Annotated in this window: 12 protein-coding genes and 1 pseudogene; 6 read left to right on the forward strand and 7 right to left on the reverse strand. The window is 66.4% G+C overall.

What is annotated here, in order from left to right; translation table 11 throughout:
* Positions 1-17 precede the first annotated feature (17 nt).
* The 3 genes from ACQEUX_RS33505 to ACQEUX_RS33515 form a co-directional block, all read right to left on the reverse strand.
* A complete protein-coding gene (locus ACQEUX_RS33505; protein ID WP_433056930.1) occupies positions 18-197 on the reverse strand; it encodes a hypothetical protein in 180 nt (59 codons plus the stop codon).
* 189 nt (positions 198-386) lie between these two features.
* Positions 387-1301, reverse strand: a complete 915-nt coding sequence (locus ACQEUX_RS33510; RefSeq protein ID WP_433056932.1) for a DUF2637 domain-containing protein — start codon at positions 1299-1301, stop codon at positions 387-389.
* Entirely contained in the window at positions 1298-4072 is a 2775-nt protein-coding gene (locus ACQEUX_RS33515) for a BTAD domain-containing putative transcriptional regulator (RefSeq protein WP_433056934.1), read from the reverse strand. Before ACQEUX_RS33515 ends, ACQEUX_RS33510 begins: the two co-directional genes overlap by 4 nt.
* Before the next feature lie 1249 nt (positions 4073-5321).
* On the opposite strand from ACQEUX_RS33515, the gene ACQEUX_RS33520 reads away from it, so the two are divergent.
* The 5 genes and pseudogenes from ACQEUX_RS33520 (at position 5322) to ACQEUX_RS33540 (ending at position 18509) form a co-directional block, all read left to right on the forward strand.
* Positions 5322-8858 carry a LamG domain-containing protein gene (locus tag ACQEUX_RS33520; protein ID WP_433056936.1) on the forward strand — a complete coding sequence of 1179 codons (3537 nt, stop codon included), beginning with the start codon at positions 5322-5324 and terminating at the stop codon, positions 8856-8858.
* Positions 8859-8993: 135 nt separating this feature from the next.
* Positions 8994-16166: a polymorphic toxin-type HINT domain-containing protein gene (locus tag ACQEUX_RS33525; protein WP_433056938.1), complete on the forward strand. Its 7173-nt coding sequence runs from the start codon at positions 8994-8996 to the stop codon at positions 16164-16166.
* A gap of 20 nt (positions 16167-16186) precedes the next feature.
* Positions 16187-16645, forward strand: coding sequence for an SMI1/KNR4 family protein (locus ACQEUX_RS33530; protein WP_433056940.1), 459 nt, complete (start codon positions 16187-16189; stop codon positions 16643-16645).
* Positions 16646-17249: 604 nt separating this feature from the next.
* Positions 17250-17387 (forward strand): annotated as a pseudogene (locus ACQEUX_RS33535) (transcriptional regulator); the annotation flags it as partial.
* A 594-nt stretch (positions 17388-17981) separates the two neighbouring features.
* On the forward strand, positions 17982-18509 hold the full coding sequence (locus tag ACQEUX_RS33540) for a hypothetical protein (protein WP_433056942.1): 528 nt from the start codon (positions 17982-17984) through the stop codon (positions 18507-18509).
* 238 nt (positions 18510-18747) lie between these two features.
* On the opposite strand, the gene ACQEUX_RS33545 is transcribed toward ACQEUX_RS33540, so the two are convergent.
* From ACQEUX_RS33545 to ACQEUX_RS33560, 4 genes are all read right to left on the reverse strand, one after another.
* Positions 18748-20781, reverse strand: a complete 2034-nt coding sequence (locus ACQEUX_RS33545; RefSeq protein ID WP_433056944.1) for an AfsR/SARP family transcriptional regulator — start codon at positions 20779-20781, stop codon at positions 18748-18750.
* Position 20782: 1 nt separating this feature from the next.
* Positions 20783-22681, reverse strand: coding sequence for an Hsp70 family protein (locus ACQEUX_RS33550; RefSeq protein ID WP_433056946.1), 1899 nt, complete (start codon positions 22679-22681; stop codon positions 20783-20785).
* Positions 22682-22770: 89 nt separating this feature from the next.
* The gene (locus ACQEUX_RS33555; protein WP_433056948.1) at positions 22771-23478 is read right to left on the reverse strand and encodes an SDR family oxidoreductase; all 708 of its coding nucleotides are present in this window, start codon (positions 23476-23478) and stop codon (positions 22771-22773) included.
* Positions 23475-24782 (reverse strand): transcriptional regulator, encoded by a 1308-nt coding sequence (locus ACQEUX_RS33560; RefSeq protein WP_433057321.1) that lies wholly within the window; start codon positions 24780-24782, stop codon positions 23475-23477. The genes ACQEUX_RS33555 and ACQEUX_RS33560 overlap by 4 nt, the downstream gene beginning before the upstream one ends.
* A gap of 527 nt (positions 24783-25309) precedes the next feature.
* On the opposite strand from ACQEUX_RS33560, the gene ACQEUX_RS33565 reads away from it, so the two are divergent.
* Positions 25310-26518, forward strand: a complete 1209-nt coding sequence (locus ACQEUX_RS33565) for an FAD-binding oxidoreductase (RefSeq protein WP_433056950.1) — start codon at positions 25310-25312, stop codon at positions 26516-26518.
* Positions 26519-26597 lie beyond the last annotated feature (79 nt).

Genomic DNA, 26597 nt, shown 5'->3' on the forward strand with positions numbered 1-26597 from the left:
CTCGGACGATCAGGGCATCAGCCGTAGATGTCCTCGGCCCGGTCGTCGGAATCGGTTCGAGGCGTCGGAACCTCGATCAGGTAGCGCAGCGCGCCGTTGATGTCGGTGCCTCGGCTGGCGGCAGTGCGCTCCAGCACGTCGTACACGTCGGTATCGACCTCGACGGTCCGGGACGCGGCCGGCTGGTCGCTCATCATGGTTCCTCCTGGCAGTGTTCGGTGTGATGCCCGGTCGGACATCCGGATACATCCACGCCGACCTCCGTAGCGCGATCAAGCCTGCCGGTAGCGGCGACCTGGGGCAGGGACCGGCGGCTCCCAGCAGAGGGCGGTGATGTCGGATCTCCTCGCGGGTGCGGTCGTGCGTGGTGAGCCGATGTCGGCGCGCTACACGGATGTAGGGGGTCGGAAGCCGTTGACCGGGCGCTCTTCCCGGCGCAGCGCGGCGAGCAGCGCGGATACGCCGCTGTTACGGATGGAGTGGCCGTTGCGGCGCAGCCGTCGGGCGAGGGCGTCGCGGCTGACGGTCTGGCCTTCGCGGGTCAGCTCGGCGCGGGCGGCGCGGGCAGCGGGCAGCAGCGGCACCAAATCTGGGGCGAGGTCTCGGTCAGCCTCGTCAGCCTCATCGTGGTCGTCGTCGTGCGGATCGTTGTCAGGGTCGTAGTCGCCCCGGCCGTCGTCCGGTCGAGACCCATCTGCCGGACGCGCGGTGGCGTGGGGAATCTCGTCGGGGTGCGACGTGTCGGCGTCGATGTCGACGGGTGGGCGCTCGGGCGGGGAACTTGGAACGGCTGGCACGGCACCGTTGGTGCTCGGCATCGGCTCCGCCGGTGCCGGTGCCGGTGCTGAGTGGGCGGTCGGGCGTGGTGTGTGCGGTGCCTCGGTCGGTGCTGGGTGTGGTGGGCGTTCGAGTTCGCGGCGGCGGGCGGCGAGTTCCACGAGGGAGACCGATGCGACGATGATCAGCCCATCCACCGACAGGGGCAGGAGATAAGGCACGGTGCCGGTCTCGCCGTAGCGGGCAACCACACCGGTCATGTGGTGGTAGCTGATCCAGGCGGCGATGGCGGCGATGATCGAGGCAGCGGCGACTCTCAGGACACCCAGTGCCCGCCGGTGCACAGGTACGCGGGTGACCAGCTCAACGGTGATCAGCAGGGCCAGGGGCGGCCACGCCGCGATGGCCTGGGAGATCGGGTTGGCTTGCGCGTGCAGGATGTTCGCGGTGACCGAGGCGGCCACACCGAGGGCCAGCGTCGCCCGCACTGCCCACTGCATCCGCCGGAGTTGGGTTTCGGTCATGGCCGTCCTCCGCTGACGGGCGTGGGCTGGAGCTGGCGTTCGGCGACTCGGCGGGTGGCCTGTGACGGTTCGGCGTCGCCGAGGTCGGCGAGCCGTTCTTCCAGCCGGCGCAGGGTGCGCCGCACGGCGTCGGGGCGTTGCTGCCGGCCGTGGATGCGCATGATCCGCTGGTACAGCTCCTCGTTGAACGGGTCGAGGTCGGCGGCGCGTTCGAGGGCGGCGATGGCCTGGTCGGGGTGGTCTGGTTCGAGGATTTCGGCGATGCGGGCGTAGGCGGTGAGGATCTGGTGGCGGTGGCTGGTGGCGTAGTCGGTGGCCCAGGTGTGGTCGTGGCCTTCGGCGAAGTCACCTGCGTACAACTCGGTTGCCCGGCGCAGGGTGGCCAGCGTGTCGGCCTCGTCGTCGGTGGTTGTGGCGCGGTGGATGGCGGTGAGCATCTGCCACAGGTCCACGGTGACGATCTCGGGGTCGAGCTGGTATCGGCCGGTGGCGGGGTCGTAGACGATGAACATGGGCTCGCTGTGGCCGGTCGCGGTGCGCAGGACCCGGCGGGCGGTGCCGATGTCGGTGCGGACGCGTTTGACGGCTGCGCTGGGGTCGACGTCGGGGTGCAGGTCGTCGGCAAGCTGGTCGAGGGTGCGGCCGGCGGGGTGGGCGGCGAGGACGGCGAGGGCGGTGTAGGAGCCGCTGCGCATGCCGGTGGCGATCGGTCCGGCGTCGGTGGAGACGGTGACCGGTCCGAGCACCCGGAGCCGGACCAGGGCCGCCGCGTCGTCGGGCTGGACCGGGACCGGTTCGGTCGCCTCGGTGGGCGCCGCGGCCGGCGGAGTTTCGGCGGGCGGGTCGTCGACGTCGCTGCCGGCCTCGGGCCGGGCCAGGGCGGCGGTGAGCATGGCGAGCACGGCGGCCAGATCGTCCGCGCCGAGGGTGGACCACCGGGCCACCGGGTGCGGGTTTTCGCCCGTGATGGTGCCCTCGCCGGTGATCTCGACGTTGGGCATGCCGTCGTGTTGGCCGAGAAGAACCGGGTGCAGGTCCAGGACCGTGCGGTGGGTGGCAACGGCCTGGACGCGGGCGGCGTGCCGGCTGGCTGCGTCGATGAGCAGCACGTACGGCGGTTGCGTCTCGGCGTGGTCGGTGCGTGCGTTGAGATCCGCGATGGTGGTGGTGTCGAAGGCGTCCAACAGCCTCCGCCGGCCGATCATCTCTTCCTCGGCATGGGTGACGGCGGCGGCGGTGTCGGCGAGGACGATGAGTTGGTCGCCGTCGTAGGCGGTGCCGTCGGGATCCAGCCCCATCAGCGGGGCACCTGGGGGCAGAAGTCGGGCGAGTAGGTCTGCCGTGGTGACTACTACCGGGCGGGCGGTGGCGCTGTCGGTGACGCCGGTGGTCAGGACAGCGGCGAGGACGGCGCGCGCTGCCGGGATGGCGTCGGCTCCCCCCAGGGCGAGGCCAGGACCGGGCAGGTGGAACAGGCTCACCTCGTTGCCCTCCAGGTCGACGCCGATAGGAGCCGGCACGGCGGGGCTGGCACGGCGGTGGCCACCGACGGCGGTGTTGAGGTCGCGGCTGCCGATGGTCTCGACGTGAGTGAGAGACGGCGGTGTCAGGGTGGGTTGCGGCCCGGGGCTAACGGGTGCCGGGAAGATCAGCCGGGCGTGGCGGCGTCGGTGGAGACGGAGCAGTACGGCTACTGCGGCGATGGCGACGGCCAGGCCGAGGCTGATCCAGCCCTGCGTCGGCAGTGCGACCCCAGCCTCGTCGCCTGGTTGATCGGGGGGCGATTCGGAGGCGGACGCCGCACCGTCGGCAGGGACGCTCGGCGTGGCCGGCGCGGGGGTGGGCGGCCTCGGCGTACTCGTTGTCTCGTTGTCGGCGGCCGGTATGGCGCTGGCTGGTGGTGCCGGCGGCGGCGCGGTGGGCGTGGTGTCGGTTGTCCCGGGTGCCGCGACGTCAGGGCTGCCAGGGGTGGGAGCGGGTGGAGCAGATGCTGGCGTGGTTTCAGGGGCGGGAAGCGCGAGTGTCCATCCGACGTGGATTTCATCGGGGTCGGTGAGGGCGTAGCCGTTGGCCTGTTTGTGCCCCCGGTTGAGTGTGTAGATCTCCCGCCAGCGTTTCGGGTCACCGAGATGCTTCGCGGCGAGATCCCACAGGGTGTCTGCGGCGACGACTCGGCACGTCCCACCCGGGGCGGAACGAGCCACGTTGGCGCCGGCATCCTGGCGAAGGGTCGGCGGCGCGGCGGATCGGACGGAGATGGTCGGGGCCGGCAGCGTTCCCAGGGTTCCCCCGCGTGGTACTCGTGATGCGGGTGCCGGTGGGGCATCCACGGTGTCGAGGTTGAGTGGCCCTTCGCCTACCGACGATGGGGCGTCTGGTGGCGGCTCGGCGTCCATCGCGGTGGTGTTGTGGGCGGCAGCGGGCAAAGCGGCCACCGTGGTGACGGCAGTGGTGCCGAGCAACACCGCAGCGAGCGTTTGCAGTGGCCGGGGTAAGTGCAGCACGGTGTGCCACCGCAGGCGGTCGGCGAGGTATTGGTGGGTGTGATCCGTGATAGCGAAGGCGAGGAGTAGCCACAGCAGCCAGGCCCCGATTTGCCCCAGCACGGCGAGGAAATCGCCGGTCAGTGGCTGGTTGAGCCACACGCGCAACTGGTCCGCCGAAACCGTGCCGGGGCTGATCCAGCCGGCCTGGTAGAGCAGCACCAGCGGTGCCAGCGCGAGCACGAAGGTAGCGGCGCGTACGAGTATTGCTGAGGTTCGTCTCGCCATGGCGTGTCTCCCTCCCAGGGTGTGCAAGGGGCGGTGAGACAGACCGTAGAAGCTTGATGCGCTGCTGATGCCGATGCCGGTGCTCACAGCACCTCACACGGCCTTACAAAGCCTTACACCCGCAGGTCACGGCCTTCCCGCTCGTCCGTGCCTCACGATGTGAGGGAGTGAGGTGACGATGCGGATTCGTTGCTGCTTTCTCATCTCTTCACAAACGCGCTCTTCGATGCGGCTGTGGGGAGAAGTCTCGGATCCCTGATCTCGGTGGCGCACCCCGTCTGACCAATCCTGGTTGCATCCGGCGGTCGCCGTTCCGGCTGACACGATTCCCGTAGAACCTTCCCCGACGCGCGGCTTGCCAAGCCGTCGATCGGTAGGCCCGGGCGAATCGATCGGCCTGCGCGATAGGTAAAACAGCAGGTTCGGCACGCGGGGCATGTTCCCGGTGCAGGTTCCGATGGTGGTCGTGTCATCGGGGAACCAGCCTCCACCGCCGTCACCGCGCCGCTTCGGCTCGAGCTGCAGTGGACCACGGCCGCCACCGCAAAGTCGGTTCCCAGGCGGGCAGGGCGGCGTTCTGCGGGCGGCTTCTGCGGCGGCGACGGGGTCGCTGTGTGCCGTTCGTCGGCCCTTCCAGGGAGTAGATTGTGAGTAGGCTGTGCGTTCGGCGGAGTCGCAGGCACAGCAACTTCATCAATCAATGTGTTTGGCGGCCTTAATGTAGCGGCCGTTGCCTAAGGCGAGCACTTCGTCGTTCAGCCTCAGGCCCGAGCGGTATTGGTCGGGCAATTATCAGCCGGACGATCTGGCCGACTGATTCCTCCGCCAACAAATCGTTGCTGCTGGTTCGAATGCTGCGAATTCGGTGGTCAGCCCTCGATATTCGGTGCGGAAGAGGGCTCGGGCTGTTCGATCCAGTAGAGAAAAATTTTTTCCGTTTCCTATACCCTCAACCGTCTTGATCGATTTAGTCCAAACAACTGTTTTGCCAGTTTCGAGCCGGTCTGGGTGGGCAGTTCAGATGATCTTCGGATCAGTTCCTTGACAGGTGGATCTTTCATAGCTCAATGTGTCGATCACTTTGCTTGCTGTGTTGAAACGGGGAGACGCTGTGGCGGTCTGGCATGTGCGACGTGGGGTGGGGATGCACCCACCGGTGGTTGACGGCGCCGCACCCTCCATACAGGCCGGGGCGGGTGTTCGGGCCCGGTCGCGCCGTCGGGAGCGCCGGAAGGCCGTCGGCGCTGCCGTGGTGTTGACGCTGGTTGCCGGCACACTGGTGGCGGTCGGGTTGCCCGCTTTGCAGGATCCCGCCATGGCGGCAGAGACGTGCGTTGCCGAGGCGGCCGACGAGGCAGCCGCGAGTCGGTTGGCGGTCGAGTGCGGCGCGGCCGTGGAGGCTGTGTCCGAGCGCACGGAGCGGTCTCAGGTGTTCGTGGAGCCGTCGGGGGTGCGGCGGTTGCGGACGTCGGTGGTGCCGCAGCGGGTCCGCAAGGCCGACGGCTCGTGGGCGGCGATCGAGACGAACCTGTCCCGTCGATCTGACGGCACCTACCGTCCTGCGGTCAGCCTGGCTGATGTGGCCTTCTCAGGCGGTGGTAGTGGGCCGCTGGTGACTTGGCGGGAGGATGGGTCCACTTTCACGCTGTCCTGGCCGACGCCGCTGCCGGCGCCGCGGATCGAGGGCAATACGGCCATCTACGAGTCGGTGCTTCCGGACGTCAATCTGCACGTGATGGCGACCCGGGACGGCTACCGGCACACGGTGGAGGTCAAGAGCGCTACGGCCGCGCACAGCGCCGAGGTGCGGACGTTGCGGTACCTGACCGGCGGGGACATGCGGATCACCGCGCCGGGGGATGGAACGCTGCGCATGATCAGCCGTGCCGGTCGGACGGTCGCGGTGAGTCGTGCCGCGACGATGTGGGATTCGTCGGCGGATCCGGCGAGGGGCGGCGAGGTTCTGCCGTCACTGGCGGGCGCACGGTCGAGCTCGATCAGTGATGGCACCGAGCCGATTGGCGAGCCGGCCACTGCGGCGGAGCCAGCGGTCACCTCACGCGTCGCTGAGGCGGACGTGTCGGTGGCCGCTGGCGAGCTGAAAGTTTCCACCGACGCGACGATGATGGCCGATCCGAACCTGACGTACCCGTTGTTCATTGACCCGCCGTTCGAGAAGCAGCGCAACAAGTGGGCGTACGCGACGAGTAATGGCGAGAACAACGACGGATCTGCAGCTCGGGTGGGCAAGCAGCCGCCGGACGAGTACAGCAGCAACGGGCAGCTGTACCGGTCGTACTACGGCTTCGACGTCAACGCTCTCAATGGCAAACATGTCCTTAGTGCGGTCACCCGCATCACCCTCGACCACTCGTCGTCGTGTACGCCGACCTGGGTGCACCTGTTCCGGACCTCGGCGATCACCGTCGCCTCCGGTGGCAGGATGGCGTGGACCACTCGACCATTGCCGTCGGGGGTGTGGCTCGACTCGTGGGAGGGCAACGCCAACGAAGCCGGCGGGTGCGGCGGCACGGCCCAGCCAGACAAGGATGCCGAGTTCACCAACACCGCACTGACCACCGATCTGCAGCTTTTCGCGACGGAGGGGTGGGACGTCTTCACCGTCGGGCTGTGCGCGTGCAACGAGACGGGTGAGTGGGAGACCGCCGAGGACCGGTGGAAGAAGTTCTACACCGACAAGGCGTGGCTCGAGGTCACGTACAACACCGTCCCGGGCAAGGCCATCAACCTGACCGCCGCTGGCAAACCGTGCGGCTCCACGATCGGGACCACCGTCGTCAAGCTCAGGGCCCAGTATATCGACGCCGACGGCGCGGCGAACACCATCCGCGGTTGGTACGGCTACAAGGAAGCCTCCGCCGCCACGCATCAGTCAGTAGGCGATCCGGTGGTGCGCCCGGCGAACAACTATGGCGAGGTGACACTCGACTTCGGGGCGGGCGCGAACGGCAAAACCTATACCTTCCATGTCCAAACCAAGGATTCGCTCGGCGACTCCTCGCCGGTCACGGCGTGGTGCAACTTCACCATCAACACGACCGCCGGTGCGGTGAAGGTCACCTCCTCCACCTACCCGGCGGATGAGGTCGCCCATGGCGGCCCAGGGGTGCCGGGCTTGTTCAAGTTCGAACCCGAGCCGGGGGATGCTGGCGCATCGAACATTGTCAGCTACACCTTCGGCTGGGTCGGCCTAGCCCAGAAAACCGTCATTGTCCCTGCGGGTGGCTCCTACTCCACCTCGTTGACGCCGCCACGGCATGGCCTCAACGCACTCACTGTGGTCGGGAAGAACGCCGCCGGTGTGCCGGGGGCAAGCGAGTCCTATCAGTTCCTCGTCGGCTCGCCATCCGCGCCTGTGGCGCACTGGCCGCTGACGACCGTGTCGGAATACCGGTTGAACCCGCAGATCGGGACCGCTGTGCTGGCCGTCGACTCCGCAGTCAACGACGTCTCCTGGACCCCTGACACCTGGCTGCTCGGCGAGAGCACGTTGCGGCTCGACGCGACCCCGGGCGGTACCCAGGGTTGGTTGTCAGCGGCCGGTACCGGCCTGGATACATCCGGCTCCTTCAGCGTCGCCGCCTGGGTCAAGCGACCCGCAGCGGCCTGTACTGGCAACCAGTCGGCCGTGTCCATCGACGGCAGCAACACCAGCGCCTTCCGCCTGACCTACGACTGCGCCACCGCAAAATGGCACCTTCGGGTGGCGAACCTCGACCAGACCGTTCCCCTGTTGGCTGATGCCTCTGCGAGCACTCCTGCTCCGGACGGCAAGTGGGTCCACCTCGCCGGGGTGTGGGACGAGACCGAACAGCGTGTTCGTCTCTTCGTGAATGGGCAGCGGGTCGCGGACGTGACGCCTGACGCGACATGGCTGTCCACCCGGGGCGGCGGCTGGAAGGCCACCGGGCAGCTCGCGGTTGGGCGAGACCGCGCCTCCGGGGTGCCCGGCAACGGCTTCACCGGTGAAGTCCGCGAATTACGCTTGTGGAACCGGGCAATCGCATCCGACGACATCCTGGGCACCGACAAAGACCTTGAGGCCGGAACCCAGGACTATCCCGGGCTGCTGGCACCCCAGCAGGTGGCCCGCTGGACCTTCGACAGCGGTCTTGGATCGTGCGAAGACCCCATCAGCGACGGCACCTACTGGTCGCCCATCCCTGACCTACACCTGCAAGGGTGCACTGACCCGTACTCACCGGAACAGACCGTCGGATACACCGGCGAGTCGCACAACGGCAACAGCGCCCTGTGGTTCAACAACACCCAGCCTGACGGCTACGGATCCAACGGTGACGGCAGGGGCCACGCGGTCACCTCGGGTCCAGTGGTGCCTACTGACCAGTCATTGACAGTGAGCTCCTGGGTGCGACTCGACGCCGTCACTCCTGACCAGTCCCTCCTTCGTTCAGCTAATGGCGAAGTCAAACTCGCGGTCCAAGGCGGCAAGTGGGGCTTCGCGGTGAAATCCCCGAGCGGTTCATGGTCGACCGCTTCGTCGAATGTCGGGGCGGCAGCTGGTGCGTGGGTCCACCTACGCGGTGTCTTCGACGCCACTGCTGGCACTGTCCGCCTCTACGTCAACGGGTGCAGACAAACCAGCCAGGGAACCGGGGCTATCGGCAGCCCATCCACCGCCGCAGTCTATGTCGGCAGCGGATACAGCGACGCTGGTTTCATGGCCGGCAGCCTGGATGAGATCACCGTCTACGCCGGCGCAATGTCCGACCGGGAAGCCAAGCGCGACCTCCCAGGCTGCTGACCGCTGTCGAACTCGCTTCTGTGGTGCCGCGCGGCGGCAGAACCCGCCGCGCGGCAGTGACACCTCGCCCCTACGTCTTTGTCTGCTCCTGCCACGGCTTGAGCACCTCGCCCTTTGCACGCACGGAGGTTGATCATGGTTGGTCCGTCCACATCCGGTCGTGGCCGTTCGCCTCGCGCCTGGCGCGTCAGGCGGGCAGTCGCCGACGTGCGGCGCAGGGCACGCCACGCGCTGATTTTTAGCCTGAGCCTTACCTTGACGGCCGGGTTGCTCAGCGCCGTGCCGGCCCGGGCCGAGACGCCCGACGTGGTCCGCCTCCAGGTGCAGGAGCGTGAATCCGTCAAGTCTCATCCCGTGAAGGCGAGACCTCGACCCAAGGATCTTTCGCAGGGTGCGAGCGCTGCCGCGGAGCCGGCACCGGTCTGGCCCGCGGGTGGCATTGCGGACGTCAGCCTCTCCGTCGAGCAGGCTAAGGCCGCGCGGCGTGCTGGCGAACAGGATGTCACGGTCAGCGCGAAGGCGGGATCGCTGCCTGTATGGGTTGGCAGTCCCGGCGCAGCGACGCCAGGTCTCGCCACCAGGGCTCCACTGCCGGAGGTGTCGCAGGTACGCGTGCACCTGCTCGACCGGGCCTCCACCCCCGAAGGCTGGAAGGACGGCCTGCTCCTGCGTCTCGAGCAGGCACATGCCGTCACCAGCAGGGGACGGGTCAACCTCGCCGTCGACTACTCATCCTTCGCCAACGCCTATGGCGGCGACTGGTCCAACCGCCTGCGGCTGCTCGCGGTCCCGGAATGCGCGCTGACCCAGGTGCAGTCCGCGTCCTGCCGAGCGCAGGCTCTGCCTTCCCACAACGATCTGGCGAACAAGCGGGTCTCCGCCGACGTCGATCTCGCAGCTGGTGCGACCACGGGCTCGGGGACGGGGCGTTCCGAGACTTCGGGACTGATGCTGGCACTGGCGGCAGCACCATCTGGGAGTACTGGGGACTACTCCGCTAGTTCGCTACAGGCGTCGTCGAGCTGGTCTGCAGGCGGCTCCTCGGGCGACTTCTCCTGGTCGTACCCAATGCGGACACCACCCTCGCTCGGTGGTCCCGCGCCGGAACTCAATCTGTCCTACTCGTCGTCGGCGGTGGATGGTCGCAGCGACGCCTCCAACAACCAGCCGTCGTGGATCGGCGAGGGCTTCGACTACTGGCCGGGCTTCATCGAGCGGCAGTACAAGGCGTGCAACGACGACAAGGGTGGCGACGCCAACAACACCACCGACAGTTACGACGAGTGCTGGGGCACCGACAACGCCGTCATGTCACTCAACGGGTCGTCGAACGAGCTGGTGCGAGACGGAGCCACCGGGGTATGGAAGCCGAAGGTCGACGACGGCTCGCGGATCCAGCGGCTGACCGACACGGATAACGAAGATGATGACAACGAGTACTGGAAGGTCACCGACGCCGAGGGCACCCAGTACTTCTTCGGCCTGAATCGACTCACCGGGTGGACGTCCGGCAAGCCGACCACCAAATCCACGTGGACCGTGCCCGTGGCCGGCAACAACGCGACGGACCCCTGTCGCAAGCCTGCCTTCATCGACTCGTTCTGCGACCAGGCGTGGCGGTGGAATCTCGACTACGTGGTTGACGTCCACGGCAACACCATGTCGATGTGGTACACCCCCCAGACCAACAAGTACGCCCGCAACGTCACCGACTCCGACGACGTCAGCTACGTCCGCGGCGGCGTCCTGGAACACATTGACTACGGCACCGACAACCGCGCCGGCGTCGACACCGTTTACACGACGACCAAGGCGCCGATGCGGGTCCTGTTCACCCCCGCCGACCGGTGCTTGAGCGCCTGTGATCAGGACGCCAACTGGAAGGACACTCCGAAGGACCAGGAGTGCACCGAGACCAGTTGCGAGGGCAAGTACAGCCCGACATTCTGGACGACCAGCCGACTCGCGAAGATCACCACTCAGGTCTGGAATCCGGCCGCAGTGCCCGTCGACTACAAGGACGTGGACTCGTGGGCATTCACACACACCTTCCCGAACAACGGTGACTCCAGCCGAGACGGCATGTGGCTCGAGAGCATCGTCAAATCGGGACATGTCGGCCTGCCTAAGGGGTCGGGTGATGCCCTACCTGAGGTCAACTTCGATTGGGTACAGAAGCCCAATCGCGTCGACGCGCTCGGCGACGATGCTCCGCCGATGCACTGGATGCGGATGGGAACCATCTGGACCGAGTCTGGCGGAAAGATCTCCATAACGTACTCGGACCCACAGTGCGTCAAAGACGTCACCATGCCCTCGTCGCCTGAGACGAACACGCTGCGCTGCTACCCCGTCCTGTCCGAAGACCCGTACACGAAGAAGATGGAGACGGAGTACTTCCACAAGTACGTCGTGAACCAGGTGACCGAGGCCGACTGGACCGGCGGCGGCACCGACAAGATCACCAGCTACGAATACCTCGGCGGCGCCGGCTGGCGACACACCGACGACGACGGGCTCACCAAGGACAAGCTCCGCACCTGGGCCGACTACCGCGGCTATGGAAGAGTTCGTGTCCGGCAGGGCATTCCCGGCAAGGACACTCTCACCGAAACCCGCTACTTCCGCGGCTTGCATGGCGACAAGACAGCCGCCGGGGGCACCAGCACCAGCACGGTGACCCTCCCAGCTGTCGACGTCAACGCCGACGGTGACACCACTGATTCCGGCGACGCCCCCCAGGCCAACGATGAGGAAGCCTGGGCTGGCATGCCCCGGCAGCAGACCGTCTTCAACGGCGTCGACACCGATCCCATCTCGACGTCTGTCAACAAGCCGTGGCAGTCCGCGCCGACCGCGAGCCGCGACATGGGCGATACCACTGTCTACGCCCGCCACTCCGGCACCGATACCACCTGGCAGGCGGTCAAGCTCGACGCCGCCCGCGGGTGGCGAGTAACCCGTGCGTCCACGACCTTCGATCCCTACGGCGCGCCTGAGCAGGTTGACAACCAGGGTGACCTCGCCGTCAGCGGTGACGAGTCCTGCATAAAGACCACCTACGCCCGTAACCCGTCGCTGAACATTCTGGGGCTGACCGCCCGGATGCAGACCTTTGCGTTGCCCTGCGGCACAGCCCCGACCAGTGCCGACGACATCATCGGCGACGCCCGCACTAGCTACGACGGCAACGGCTATTACGCCGATGGGCAAGCAGGGGGAACGTCTCCCACCAAGGGCGACCTCACCAGATCTGAGGAGCTGAAGGACTGGACTCCGGTCAACGGCGGTACCACCACCTGGCTCACCACCGGCACTGTCTCCTATGACCCCTACGGTCGGGTGTCCGCAAGCACCGACGTACGGGGCAACAAGAGCACCACCACCTACACACCGCAGGCTGGCGGACCCGTTACCAAGGTCGACACCGCGCAGACGGTCGGCACGCAAACCTGGACCACCACAGCCGAACTCGAAGGGGCGTGGGGTAGCGCCACCGGCAACATTGACGTCAACTCCAAGCGCACCGACCAGAGGTACGACGCGCACGGCCGCCTCACGAAGGTATGGCTTCCCAACCGGCTCAAAAGCACCCACGAGGATTCTCCGTCAACGGAGTTCTCCTACACACTCCGGTCGTCCGGGGGCGTCAACGCTGTCACCACTAAGTCGATCAACCCTGAAGGCAAATACCTCACTACCTATGCTCTCTACGACGGCCTCCTACGCGACCGGCAAACCCAAACCGCAGCGAAGGCCGGCACCGGCACGATCTTCACCGAGAACACCTACGACGCCGCTGGGCGAGTCGTCACCAGCACCGACCACCACTACGACATGGACATCACGCCCAGCGTCAACCTGAAGACGATCGACGAGTGGCTGATCAAGGGTCAGACGGTCGCCGAGTACGACCGCGCCGGTCGCGTCAACGAAACGATCTTCCGATCCTCGGTCAACAATGCACTAACCGAGAAGTGGCGCACCAAGACCCGCTACGGCGGCGACCGCACTTACGTGACGCCCCCGCAAGGCCCCAGACCCTCACAAGGCGGCACGCCCACCACGACCATCGTCGACGCTCGTGGCAACACTGTGGAACTGCGTCAGCACGCCGGTGGCACCACCGACGGGGCCTTCGACACCACGTCCTACACCTTCAACCGCAAGAACCAGCTGACCGCGGTCAAGGACGCCACCGCCACTAACGCTTGGACCTACGGCTACGACATCCGCGGCCGGCAGACCTCGGCGACCGACCCCGACAAGGGCCTCACCACTACCGCCTACAACGACTACGGCGACGTTACCGAAGTCGTCGACGCCCGAGCCAAAGCCCGTGGTGAGAAGTTGGTCTTCGGCTACGACCTGCTGGGGCGCCGGACCGGTCTCTACGACAGCACGATCTCCGACGCCACCCGACGTATTACCTGGGCGTACGACCCGAGCGGTGCCAAGGGGCAACTCGCCTCCACCAGCCGCTGGACCGGCGCCACCCGCACCCAGGAATACAAGGTCCGCATCCGCGGCTACAGCCCGCTATACCAGTCCACCGGCGAGGACTACGTCATCCCGACCTCGGAAACCGGGCTCGCCGGCACCTACATCTTCACCCGCCAGTACAAGCAGGACGGCAGCGTCGACACCGAGACCTACCCCAACGCGGGCGGTCTCGGCGGTGAAACCGTAACTCATACCTATGACTCGGTTACCGGCCAACCCGAACAGCTCCTGTCGAACTACCCGAACACTGGCACGTACGTCGTCGAGTCCGGATACACCGAGTACGGCGAGCTCGGGCTCGTTCGTTACCAACAGACCGCCCAGAACTACGTCGACCGCAGCTTCAAATACGACGATGCGACCCGCCGACTCGCCCAGGCGACCACCACCCGCCAGATCGCACCTCAGTACGTGTCCGACGTCCACTACGACTACGACAACGCCGGCAATATCGAACGCATCGCCGACACCCCCGCCGGCGCGGCTGCCGACGTGCAGTGTTTCGACCACGACTATCTCCGGCGCCTGACCCAGGCGTGGACGCCGACGTCCGGCGACTGTGACGTCACCCCGCAGGCCAACGCCCTCGGCGGACCGGCACCCTACTGGTCGACCTGGACGTTCGATGCCCCCGGAACCCCGACCGCCGGGAACCTCCGCAGCGACCGGAGCATTACTCCAGCCGGCACTACCAATCGCAGCTACTCCTACCCCAACCCCGGTACAAGCCGCCCCCACGCCGTCACGAGCATCACCGCCACCGGCGTCGGCGCGGGGACCGAGACGTACCGGTACGACGAGAGCGGCAGTACCACCTGCCGACCCACCAGCACCGCCACCACGAACACCTGCCCGCCCGGCGCCGGCAGCCAGAACCTCACCTGGGACGTCGAAGGCCACCTCACCGGTCTCACCGAAGGCGCCAAGACTCACACCTACCTCTACGGCGGCGACGGGAATCGGCTCGTCGCCCGTGACCCCACCGGAGCGACCCTCTACCTGCCCGGCACGGAAATCCGCTACACCACCGCCACCCAACAAAAGACCGCAACCCGGTACTACACCTACGCCGGCGAAACCTGCGCCATGCGGCAAACCAGCACCGGAGTGACCTGGCTCGTCAGCGACCACCAAGGCACCCAACAAACCGCCATCAACGCCGGCAACCAGACGATCACCAAGCGCCGCCAAACCCCCTACGGCACCCCCCGTGGCACCAACCCGGCGTGGCCCAACGACAAGGGATTCGTCGGCGGCAACGTCGACGGTGAAAGCGACCCCACCGGGCTAACTCATATCGGTGCCCGCTCATACGACCCGAGCATCGGACAGTTCGTCAGCGTCGACCCCCTCATCGACTTCAACAACCCGCAGCAGATGCAGGGGTACTCCTACTCCTCCTACAGCCCCATCACCTTCTCCGACCCCACCGGCAGAATGATCATCGCCGACGGTGGTGGTGGCAGTACCGCGCCGGCCGCTGCCCCAGCAACCGCAGGAACGTCGGGAACTTCAGGCACCACCCCCTCGTCGGGAACCGTGACGAAGCCCCCGAAGAAGAGCAAGTGTGGCTTCTTCTCGATGTGCAACGTGAAGAAGACCTACAACAGCGTCGTCAAGGTGGCCCGTGACAACGCTCAGGTCGTTGGTGTCGTGGCCGGTGTCGGCGCCGGTGTCTGGGCCACCAGCGTCTGCTTGGGGAGCACGCTGGGCGTTGGCTCTGTCGCCTGCGTCGCGATGGGTGCAGCCTTCGGAGGCGCCATCGGATCACTCACCGAAGACGCCCTCGACCGCGAAGAGGAAACCCCGGTAGAGGTGGTGAAGGGCGCCGTCCTCGGCGCTGTCGAAGGTTTCGTCGTCGGCGCAGTAACGGCAGTTGGCGCACCAGCAGTCGTCGCCACAACAGTCGCAATTGCCCGCGGCGCAGGGCCTAAATTGGCGGCCCAAGCAGGCAAAGACGCGGCCAAGGCCGCCATGTCGGGCGGCATACCCAAGCCTGGTAAGGCCTGCCACAGCTTTGCCCCCCAGACGCCAGTCCTACTTGCCAACGGCACGACCCGTGCCATCGGCGACGTCAAGATCGGCGACGAGGTTCTCGCCTTCGATCCGGAAACCGGTGAGACTGACACCGAGCAGGTCGAACAGCTCCACCTCAACCAAGACATCGACCTTGCCAACGTCACCGTTCAAGCGGCAAACGAGCACCACACGGTCCTCGAGACCACCCAAAACCACCCGTTCTGGAGCGTCGACCGCAGCGACTGGGTAGAAGCGAAAGACCTGCGCCCCGGCGAAGGGCTCCTTTCCGACGACAGCGCGCCGATCCGGGTAGTTGAAGTTCACAACTATCTTGGCTCGCGTACCATGCGCGACCTCACCGTTACCGACATCCACACGTACTATGTGGTGGCTGGTGACACTCCCGTGCTTGTCCACAACTGCGGCGATACGCCTCCAGGCGTTAGTTGCAGTTGTTTCCCGGCGACGGGCGCGGGTCCGAATGTTCCGCCAATTCGGGTTGAGGGGCCGTGGACTCGTGGCGATATTGGTCGCGGTGCGCATGGATTGCGCCCAAATCATCTGGGTGGCCGGATTGAGATTCACCACGCAGACCAGATGCCGGGATCGCCAATTCATGAATTGGATCAGGTTGTACATAGAGGCCGCGGATCTCAGCTCCATCCAAACGCGATTCACCAGGGCGTTACCGGAGCGATGCGAGCGGAAGACACGCGACTACACTGGTGGTATCGCTCGCAGGAACAGGGTTGGGGTCACTACGGACCTGACCTTTGGTACGACTAGAAGGCGATAAGGAGACCGCGATGGAGTTCGAAGAGTTTGAAGCCCAGGTTGAGTCCTTCCGCACGGAAAGGGCAGGTAAGCAGTACCCTCCTGGGTTTCAGCTCTTCGACTCCTGGACCGCAACAGATGCTGATCTTGCCGAGGTGGAGGCGGAGCTGGGGACGCATCTGCCATCGAAGTACAAGAGATTCATGCGGGTGTTCGGCGGCGGCGTCTTTTCGTTTGTGGAGTTGCTGCCCGCCAAATCGCCTGATGGCCGTAGCGAAGATCTGCTGTCCGTGAATACTGGCATATATGCCGCGCCAAATTTCGTAGCGGTTGCACCGGTCGGTACTGGTGACTGGTGGGGATTCGTGTCCGAGAATGGCGTGTGTCGTGAGCAGGTGAGCTTCCTTGACCATGAGGAGGGTAGTGTTCAGTTTGACTCTGCCGACTTCTATGAATTTGCCTTGACAAAGGGGCTCCGCATAGGGCGTTGATATCGACGTGAGGATGGCCAGGTCGTCACTACGATCCGTAGCAGCGTCGCGATTTCGTGTACTGGTGTGCGTGGTTGTGTAGGCCGGTTGCTGTCACGGCTGATATCAGGCGACGAGTATGTATGTTCATTTATGGATGGTTGCCAGGCCTCGACGGGGCCCTTGGTGGCCGGTGGCGCGGCGCGTAGCGTCGCGGCGTCGATCGCCGCAAGCGTCACGGTGCTTGCCTTCTGAAGCGATCGTCGCGGCCCGACACCCTGATGTTCGTTCTTCGCCGTGCCGATGGCTGGCTCTGGTGCGCGTTCCGGTGGCCCGGTGCGCGGGCGCGTGCGCGCGGGGCTGTAGGCCGTAGCGCGTGCGCGCGGCCCGGCTCTGCCGGGCCGTACTTGATCTGGTGAAGCAGTTTTTAGCCCAGTGGCTCCGTGGGTGGCGGGGCTGCTGGGCTATGCCTTGGGGTTGGGTCGCTGCTTCTTCGGTGCCGGCTGGTCGGCGGGCTCGGGCGTTTCGCTGCTGGCGGCTCGTCCGAGGTTGGCTTCGTAGGCGGCGAGGTCGTCGGCGAGGTCGGTGTGTGCTTGTTGGAGGGTGGCGAGTTCTTCGGTGGCTTGTTCTCGCCCGCATCGACACCACCGCCGTCGACGCCGGCTCCGCACGCCTCCAACGACGCATCACCGCCGTAAACCGGCTCATCGACCGTCGTGCACAGAGGAAGCCCGCCACCAGCAGCAGGCAACGGACCGAGTAGACGCCCGACCGACGTCACACCCCGTGCGCTCAGCCCAGCGTGCGCCCACGTTGCTGTCACGGCCGCTGTCAAAATCGCTGCCAGTCGATGAACTGCCGACAGGCAGTTGAACGAAAGCCCAGCTCCCCACCAAGATCAGTGATGTGACGTCGCTGCAGCCACCGTAACGAGGCCACACGTACTATGTGATCGCCGGTGAAACTCCGGCCCTCGTCCACAACTGCGGCGGCGGTGTCGATCATTGTGGAAACCCATGTAGTTGCAATATCGGAGCCGACAACTATCGTGGGCGATTCAACGCTGACCTTGCCAAGAATGGCCAATCGAGACTGCCTAGCGATTGGGACGCTCACCACTCGATTCCGCAGTATTATCGGGACCACCCGGAGTTCGCGGACTTCGACTTCGACTCGCCTGCCAACATGCGGGGCGTACAAGGTTCACGTTCTGGGCCTGGAAACAACGTCCATCAACAGATCACTAACATGTGGGCGGACTTCCAAAGGGCTGCCCCCAACGCAAGTGGATCGTCAATTGAAATGTTTGAAGGACACATAGACAACCTCTTCGGCAGACAATTCTGGAAGTAGTTCAATGGAATCGTTCAGGCAATGGAAGGCCGACGTTCGATCGGCAGTCGTCGAACTAGAAGCCGTGTTCGAGGATAGGTTTGGCTACCCGGCCGACCCTGACGCCAACTTCGTAAGTGATGCTGACCTGGGATTTCAGGTGGGCGAGGACGATGCACTGTTCCCGCCCGCCCTGGCCAGCTTCTACGCGGAAGTCGGTGAGGTTTCCCTTCCAGATGTTCACATCGGATACTTCATTCATCCGGCTAAGAGACTTGCGGAAGCGATCGACTGGGGGCAGCCTGTCAGGGTTGAATCCTCAATTAGCGCAGATGTGGCGACATTCGGCTCCGACGGCGGTGGCGGCTTCTATTGCGTAATTCGTGATAGCGGTGCAATTTACTATCTGCCGTCGGGTCACATTGCGGATGGGCTCTATACTGGCGGGCTCGAAAACCCACGCCATATCGCGCCTGACTTCCAGTCGTTCTTGGACAAGCTGCTAGCGGTTGCAAAGGAGTTCGTGGCTACTGGAAGCACCGCAGGGGTATAGCCAGGGCTATTGCGTAGTCGATTGAGGTCGACTGAGCTGGGAGTTTGAGCGGGGGTCGGGGTCCATGTAGGACGGGTGCGACCTTTCGGTGATCATGAAGTTGCGAAGCCACATGATCCCGAGATGGACGCACCCGCCGATGTCAGCATCACTCACCGAGATCCTGCTGCCTCACCGGCTCAGTGGCTTTGTCGGTAGCGGGGTCGGGGAATGAGCAGTGCAGATCCGTCGAGCCGAGCTACTCGTGGCTGGCGCCGGTTCTGCTACTTGGGCTGTTCGAGAGACGATCGAGCGCATTGTCGTCGAGCCCAGCGTGCGACAGGAGGCGCAGGTAATGGTCGTGCAGTTCGGTGGCCGCTTCGTGGTCACCGTGAGCGGTGAGCGCGCTGCGGGCACGGGCGTGTAGGTCTGCGTTGTACGGGTCGATGCGGAGGCCCGCCTGCAGCACGGCAAGGCCGCGCTGCGGGTCGGGTTCGGCGTCGGCGAGGGCGGCGCAGGCGTCGATGACATGCCGGCGGGTCGTTTCGCGGATGGGGTCGAGCCATGGCCAGGTGCGTCCGGCGGCGAGGTCAGCGGGGTAGGCGTCAACGACCGTCTGCCAGGCAGCGGTGGTGTTGGTGACGGCGGTGGCGGCGTGGTGAATGGCGGCTTGCAGCTGCCACAGGTCGACGTTCAGGTGTGCCGGGTTGAGGCGGTAGCGGTCGTCGGTGTGTTCGATGACGTGCAGCCCGCTGGCATCTCGGATGGCAGTGCGGAGTTCGCTGAGGGTGGTGTAGAGGCGTCCGGTGAGGGACCGGCGGGGTACGCCCGGCCAGATTGCGTCGGTCAGTTGCGGGGTGTCGGCGCCGGTGGGGTGGGCGGCGGCGAGGAAGACGAGGATCTGGAGGGCGGCGCTGCGGCGGATGGTGAGGGGTTCGCCATCGACGAGAAGGGTGGGCTCGCCCAAGACGCGTAGGCGAAGCCGCCGAGTGGAAGCATCGGGCCGGCTGCGGGGCTCGCCTCGGGTCGCCTGCCGCGGCAGCCGGGCCTTCGGTGGCGCCACGTGCGGCAGGGGAGGATGCGGGGTTGCTGGGGTGGGCGGTGCCGGGTCGGGGTGGACGATGACGGCGAGCAGGTCAGTCGCCGCCACCTGGTCCAGGACACACAGTCGAGGGCCAGGCTCTTCGGGGCGCGAGGGGTCGTGCAGATGGCCTGTCGGTGCGGCTTGCCAGGTTGGGCCCGCCGGCCATCCTCCCAGCACAACGGCCCGGCCACCGGCCATGGCCGCCATGTCAGCGAGGTCCCTCACGTTGTAGCCGTCGCATTCCTCCTCCAACAAGAGGACGATCCTCAGTGAGGGGGCGGACTCGACAAGCCGCGTTGCGTCGTGGATGGTCTCCACGGCATTGAGCTGTGGTAGACGCCGGTCGAGCGCCTGCGCGTTGCCGCCCAGGAGACTGGTCAGCGTTGCCCTGGTGGTGACCAGCGTTGGGGTGCGGAGGTGTTGCCCGGCCAGCAGGGCGGTGATCAGCAGACCTCGGCCGATCGATAGCGTCCCTGGTCCGCTGACGCCCACACCGCCGACCGGGAAGACACCGACAAGGGCGGCGAAGCTGCCCGACGGCTCCGGTGCAACCGACGGGGCGGGAGCGTCGGCGAGGGCTGCCTGCACGGCCGCGACGGTCGGGGGCAGTCCTGCGGCGTTGAGTTCCTCGCGGCGGTTCGGGTCGGGTTGGTGGGGTCGGTAGTCGCGGCGGCGGCGCAGCCAGACGAGGGCTGCGGCAGCAGCGACCTGCTCGGCGACCTCATCAGGCAGCCAGCCGCCGGCCAGGTGAATCCCGTCATCGCTCGCCGCCGTGTCCTCATGGATGGGGCTGACCCCGTCGGAATCCTCGGGCATCCCTGCTGTAAGCGGAGGCGACGGCTGCGGCGGGGCGATGGTGACCGTGTTGGTGGCGACGCCGAACACTGCGGCTCCCGCCATTCCGCTTGCCGTCGCCTGCAGCGGCGTCGGCAGCGGAAGCCGGCGCAGCCATCCCACGGTCCTGCGCAGACGGATTAAGGCCCGTACGGCGACGGTGTAGGCGAGCAGCAGCCACAGCAGCCACGCTCCGATCGTTAACGCGGCGGTGAGGGTCTGCTCGGTCAAGGGCTGCTGCACCCACGCCCGTACCTGCTCGGTGCTCGGCCACCCGCGTACCGGTGGTCCGACCAGAAGTACCAGCACCACGGGCGGGCCGGCCAGGAGCGCGAGGACGACCAGCAGCGACATCAGCTGGCGCGGCCAGCGCACCTCATCCACCCCCACCCGAGGGCCCGGTACCCGCTGATCGTTGGGCACTGACAGGGCTCGTGGTGGCGGGGCGGACAATCCTGGTCCACAACCGGGCCGCCCACCACATCGCTACGGCCACGGCGTAGCTGACGCCGAGAATGCCTGCGGCCTGCTTGCTGACGATCGCGGCGCTGATCACCGCGACGGGAGCGCAGAGTATGAGGCGGAACATCAGCGGGGCCACCAGCGCCATGACCAATCCGACGCCGAGGAGGAGTCCACCGACGCGCCCGGCGATGTCGATCCATAACAGCCGGTCGGGCCACCTGTCGGCCGTCAGCGAGTATTGGATCAGCCCCATGCCGAGCCCTGCGGTGACGATCGATCCGGTCGGTGCGGCCAGCAGCGCCGACCAGCCGCCGTGCGGGGCACGCCATTGCCGGGCGGCGACGACGGCCATCGCCACGGCCATCACCACGATCGGCGTGATCGGCCACAGGGCCCACCTCAGGAAAGGGCCTACGGGTTCGCCGAAGTACTGGCTGGTGACGACCGCGTAGAGGCCGGCGATCGCCGCGCCGAGGCTGACTGCGGCGAGGATGCCGATACTGACCTTCCCGCCCTCGGTTCGGGTACTCGGCGTCGGGTTGCGCGCGGCGATCAGGGAACCGAGAACAGTGCCGGCGGCGAGGCATGCCAGCAGGGCGAACACGGCGGCCATCGTGAACTCGCCCCAGTTCAAGCGCACCGAGCGGTATACGTTCATCACGTTGTGCTCTTCGGCAGTCAGCAGGCATTGCCAGATCAGGGCCAGCGACGCGAAGCCGGGCACCGCGATTGCCACGGCCCGTCGCACTGGCGGTACCGGAACCTCCACCGGGACTGCCATCCCCGGGTTCGAGGCACCAGCGTCCGCGGCACCCCGGGCGGCCACGAGCTGAGGCTCGGGAACAACCGCGGGGGTGATGCCCGTGTGCTCTGCGACGACCGTGTCCAACTGCGGCAGGCGGGCGCTGCCACCGACGCAATAGATCCCCGCCAGGTCGCTGGCGGAGAGTTCGGCCGCGGCGATGGACTCCCCGACCAGCTCCGCCACGCGTCGAATTACTGGCAGAGCGGCTTCGACGAGCATGGTGCTGTTCGCGACGACCGGTGCCCGCCCGGCGAGCGGTACCGTGACGGCAGGGTGGGATCCTAAGGATTCCTTCGCCGCGCGGATGCTCTGCGTTGTCGCCCAATCGCCCATGCCGTCGCCGGGCGCGTCCCGACCGCCTGTCAGCGCGGCAGTCAAGGCTCGGTCGACGGCGGTGCCGCCGGCGGCAGGGTCAGCGAGGGTCGAAAGGACCTCGAACCCGGCAGGGCCTCGGCGAAGCACCGTCACCTCCGCGCCCGCGCCAATGTCGCAGACGACGATGAACGCCCCGACCGGCAGTTGCAGGCCGGTCGCCAGCAGGTGTTCGGCGACGGCTACCGGTGCCTCAACAAGACGCGGCTGCGCAAGACCCGCCCGATGCGCGGCCTGCCTCATCCAGGTACGCCGTCGCGGGCCCCAACCTGCCGGTACCACCAGTCGGACATCCCGCACCGGCCCGCCGGCAACCCGCTCGGCTTCGGCCGCGACCGTGCGCAGCGGCGCCGCCGCCAGCGCGAGTGCCTCCACCGGCGTCTTGTCGACGGTGACGTCGTCATCGACGGCGCGGCGAGGGCTCGGAATGAGCCTGCTCGGATGCTCGACGGCGGCCTGCCACGCCCGCTGTCCTGTCCGTACCTCCCCATCGGGGCCTACGTACACAGCGCTGGGCAGATACGGCAATCCGTCAAACGAGAGCGCAGACGCGCCACCGTCAGCCCAGGCAAGAACAGCCACGGTGCTGGCGTCACCACAATCGATCGACAGCCGCGCTTCCCCCGCCTGCATGCACACAGTCAAACATGAAGATCTCATTCACGTCATCTGTTGATCACGCAGAGGTAGCTCGGTGCCGCGCAGGCTGTCCGGTGATGCCGCTACCAGGCGAGTGGTCGTCGCTGGTAGAAGAGCCCTCCGGACGGGCCGTCTGACGGCAGCGTCGCGAGCCATACGAAGGTGTCCGCAGCTTCATCAGGCGTGGAGTTCGCCTTCCCGTAGGCCAGGCGGGTGTCTACCTTTCCCGGAGACGCCGCGTTCACCAAGATGCCGTCGTCCTTGAGTTCAGCTGCGAGGATGCAGGTCAGGGCGTTCACCCCAGCTTTCGACACGCGGTAGGAGACGCTGCCGGTTCCCATTTCGCCAAACGTGCCCATGTGGCTGGTGACGTTGACGATCCTGCCGTACCCGTTTTTTCTCATCTCGGGGATGGCTGCGGTGCAGCAGCGCCAGGTCCCCATGATGTTGGTGTCCAGGGTGGCTCGCACCTTCTCGATGTCGGCGCTGGCCGCTGCCTGACCTCGGTCGATGGCGATGCCGGCGTTGTTGACGAGAATGTCTAGCCGGCCGTACTGGTAGCCCACGTCCGCCATGGCGCGAGCGACGCTGGCCGGATCGGCGATATCTAGTTGCTGGCCGGATGCGGAGAGTTCATCCGCGAGCAGCTCGTCGGCGGCCCGATTGGCGGCCTCCTCGGTGCGGGCTGTGACGACCACGTGGGCGCCGGTCTCGGCTAAGCCGCGGGCGATGGCCTTGCCGAGGCCGCGGTTGGAGCCGGTGACAACTGCGACCCTATTGGCCTCACTCATGCCAGCAGACTACGCACGCACTCATCCAACTCTCCTGCGGCGGGGTGTCGATGCGCCACGAGACGACCATGGATGTCCAGCAAACGGCGATGGTTGCGCACGGATCGGGTGGCGACGACATCTGGAGCAGCCTGAGCAACGAGGCTGCACGCCTGCTCGACATCTCCGAGATTCAGTACGGAATCAGCGCGCCAGATCAGATAGGTTGCACGGTCCCGGCTGCGCTCGGCCGGTTGGAGTGCGAGGGTCTGCTGAAGCCAATAGTCACTGGCATGGTGGCGCTGCAGGAGCAGGTAGCAGGCCGCAACCTGGGCGGAGTACTCCGCATGATCAAAGTAGCTGGCCCAGGCTGGGCTTGCTTCATCATCAGCGCGTGACATCTCTGTGTCGGCCTCTGCGAGTCGGCGCTCGCACGCAACCGATTCACCAAGCACTGCATGTGTGCGAGCCAAACGCGTAGTGAGCATCGCTCGCACGCGGGCGGGCGCGTCCTTCGCCCCAGCCCGTGCAGCGTCGGCCAAACGGAGGGCCTCGGTGGGGCGTTCGGTGTCGACCCGCTGAAGGCTCATGCACTTCAGGATGTTCGCGCCTGCCGCGCGGTCGGCTGCGGAGTGGGCAGCGTGGAGGGCGGCAAACCAGTAACGCTCGGCCGCCGCGTGAAATCCTGCGTCGAAACTGGCCCAGCCAGCGATTCGCCCCAACTCGGCAGCGACAACCAGCAGGCGATTGCCGGCAACCTCCGAGTAACTGCTGTGGCGCAAGAGATCCGTCACCAGCCGAAGCTCGGCGTCAACCAGCGACCGCACGCTCCCGCCGCCGAGGCTGGCGTCCATGCGGCGCAGGGCCGGCAGCCGCTGTTCAAAGCAATCTAGGAGATCTGCGTCGACGCGGCCTCCCTCAAGCGCTGCGTTGATCTTCGGAGGCTCGGTTGCGAGCCACCGTTCGGCTATCGCGGCAGCTAACCCGGCCTGCATGATCAGAAACCCTCGACGATCTAGCACTGCTGGTCCTGCAGTGTCGTCAAGCAAGGCCACTGCTCCCTTGACGGTCCAGGGTGCTGACGCACTGATCGCGGGACCGGTCGGGAGCCAGTGGGGCCACCCGAGCGCCTTAACTGTTTGCCGATCAACGCCGAGTTCATCGGCCAATGCGACCTGTGAATCCTCATCCGGCACCACGCCCCATCGCTCCCAGCGCCAAGCCTTCTCGCGCCGGGCGGCAGTGTTTAGACGGCGCGCGATGACATCGACGAGATCTTGCTGCGTCCAGCTTCGCTGTTCCCGAACGTAGCTCAACGGATGCACCAAGAGCTGACTCCGTGGCGATGGTGCCCGCGTCATCCTGCCTCCCCGATCGTCGCCGTCACTCTAGTCCGATCCGGTCAAAGAAACGCGCTCTCAACTGCGGAAACTGCTCGGATTCGGCATGAGACAACAGCGAGACAACAAGCCAAGCGTCGATTTGCTCTGGTCGTTCGGCTTTCCTGAACGGGCCAATCCGTTTCGGTGTCGACCGGTCGCTGTCGGTGATTGGACCGCGCAGAACTCAGGTCGCCCGGCTCGGCGGTGAGCAGGGGTGGTCCGCCCCAGAGGTACTGGCGAGCCTCCTGCATGGATGTGCCAAGTCGGGGGCCGAGAGAAGGGTGGCATAGAGATGCGCCGGAGAAAGTGGTTTGTTCCGGCCGACGATCGGTCGTTCGACCCCGTGGGCAGCAACGTGACGCGGCACAGGGCTATCGAGGCGCGGGTAGAGACGTGTGCGCAGGGTCCGAAGCCCAGTCGGGTGGTGCTTAGCGTTCATAGTGTCCGCGTACCCAGGAGCAGCCGGCGCGATGGCTGACCTGGGACTCTCGCTGGCGGTCGCACTCGCCTCGCACGGCCGAGCCGCCGATCACTTCTGGTCGTTCATGGAGGACCGCAGCGTGCGGCTAGTTCCGCACCAGTTCGCGACGGTGTTCTTCTCGACGCTTGGGCAGCTGGTCGCGGGTCGGGGTGATCCGGCTGGTCGGCGTGCGGCGTTGGCAGTGTTGGGTCGGATGTACCGGCGTTTTGATCTTCAGCCGTATCACGGGACGGCGGTCGCGGCTGCGATGGTCGATACGGTGCGCCGGTTTGCGGGCGAGGGTTGGGAGCCCGAGCTTGCGGGTCAGTGGGAGCTGGGGTGTCGCCGGGCGCTTCGGCTCGCAGAGCGGGCGGCGGGGGCGTTGGGTGACGGTCCGCACGTGACGTTCGGGGAGGTGGAGGCGTGCGAGGCGGCCTCCGATGGTGTCGCGGTCCTGACTGTCCGGCCGATGCGGAGGCTTCGGTATCTGCCTGGTCAGGCGATGCCGGTGTGTACGCCTCGGCTGCCGGGGCTGTGGCGGTGGTATTCGCCGGCGAGCGCTCCGCGCCCGGATGGGCGGGTGGAGTTCCACGTTCGTGCCATCGCTGGGGGCGTGGTCTCGCCTGTCCTGGTCGAGCGGGTGGCCCCGGGGGAGCCGTTGTGGCTGGGGCCGGCTTCCGACGTCGGATTGTCGCTGGAGGCCGCTGGTGACGCCGATCTGCTGTTGGCAGCCGGGGGTACTGGTCTTGCGCCGCTGCGGGCGCTGGTCGAGCAAGTTGCAGCGTCGCCGAACGGTCGGCGGGTGACGTTGGTGGTGGGCACGCCCGCGCTGCCGGACCTTTATGACGCGGTCGCGTTGGACAAGCTTCAGCACGCGTATCGCGAGTGGCTCACGGTCGTGCTGGCTTTCTCGAACGACCGTGATGTGGAGCCGGCCGCGCAGGGCGACCTGCTCAGCGTGGCCCTGGATCACTATCGGCCGGGGCAGGCATTTTATGTCTGCGGTTCACCGCGGTTGATCGAGACCGCACGGAAGCGGCTGCCCCTCGCGGGGGTCGCTGCGGACAGCCTGCATCTCGCTGCGACTTTCCATCGCGCACTCGATTCGGCGCTGTGGGTGTCTCGCCCACCCGCAGGGCACGCCGCCCGCCTGGCGACCGTTCTGGAAACGGCCAGCGGCGGTAGCGGACTCGGCCAATTCTCGGGGGATGCGCCGTGAGCGTGATGGAGACGGCGGTCCGTCGCGCGACCGACGAGGACGTTGAGGCCCTGTCCTCGGTGATAGCTGACGCGCTGAT

The sequence above is a fragment of the Micromonospora sp. CA-259024 genome (genome assembly GCF_050936255.1).
Lineage (GTDB): Bacteria > Actinomycetota > Actinomycetes > Mycobacteriales > Micromonosporaceae > Micromonospora.

Bases quoted from the DNA above. Each gene is read 5' to 3' on its own strand.
- ACQEUX_RS33505 (WP_433056930.1), bottom strand. From the start codon at position 197: ATGATGAGCGACCAGCCGGCCGCGTCCCGGACCGTCGAGGTCGATACC.
- ACQEUX_RS33510 (WP_433056932.1), bottom strand. From the start codon at position 1,301: ATGACCGAAACCCAACTCCGGCGGATGCAGTGGGCAGTGCGGGCGACG.
- ACQEUX_RS33515 (WP_433056934.1), bottom strand. From the start codon at position 4,072: ATGGCGAGACGAACCTCAGCAATACTCGTACGCGCCGCTACCTTCGTG.
- ACQEUX_RS33525 (WP_433056938.1), top strand. From the start codon at position 8,994: ATGGTTGGTCCGTCCACATCCGGTCGTGGCCGTTCGCCTCGCGCCTGG.
- ACQEUX_RS33530 (WP_433056940.1), top strand. From the start codon at position 16,187: ATGGAGTTCGAAGAGTTTGAAGCCCAGGTTGAGTCCTTCCGCACGGAA.
- ACQEUX_RS33540 (WP_433056942.1), top strand. From the start codon at position 17,982: ATGGAATCGTTCAGGCAATGGAAGGCCGACGTTCGATCGGCAGTCGTC.
- ACQEUX_RS33550 (WP_433056946.1), bottom strand. From the start codon at position 22,681: ATGCAGGCGGGGGAAGCGCGGCTGTCGATCGATTGTGGTGACGCCAGC.
- ACQEUX_RS33555 (WP_433056948.1), bottom strand. From the start codon at position 23,478: ATGAGTGAGGCCAATAGGGTCGCAGTTGTCACCGGCTCCAACCGCGGC.
- ACQEUX_RS33565 (WP_433056950.1), top strand. From the start codon at position 25,310: ATGGCTGACCTGGGACTCTCGCTGGCGGTCGCACTCGCCTCGCACGGC.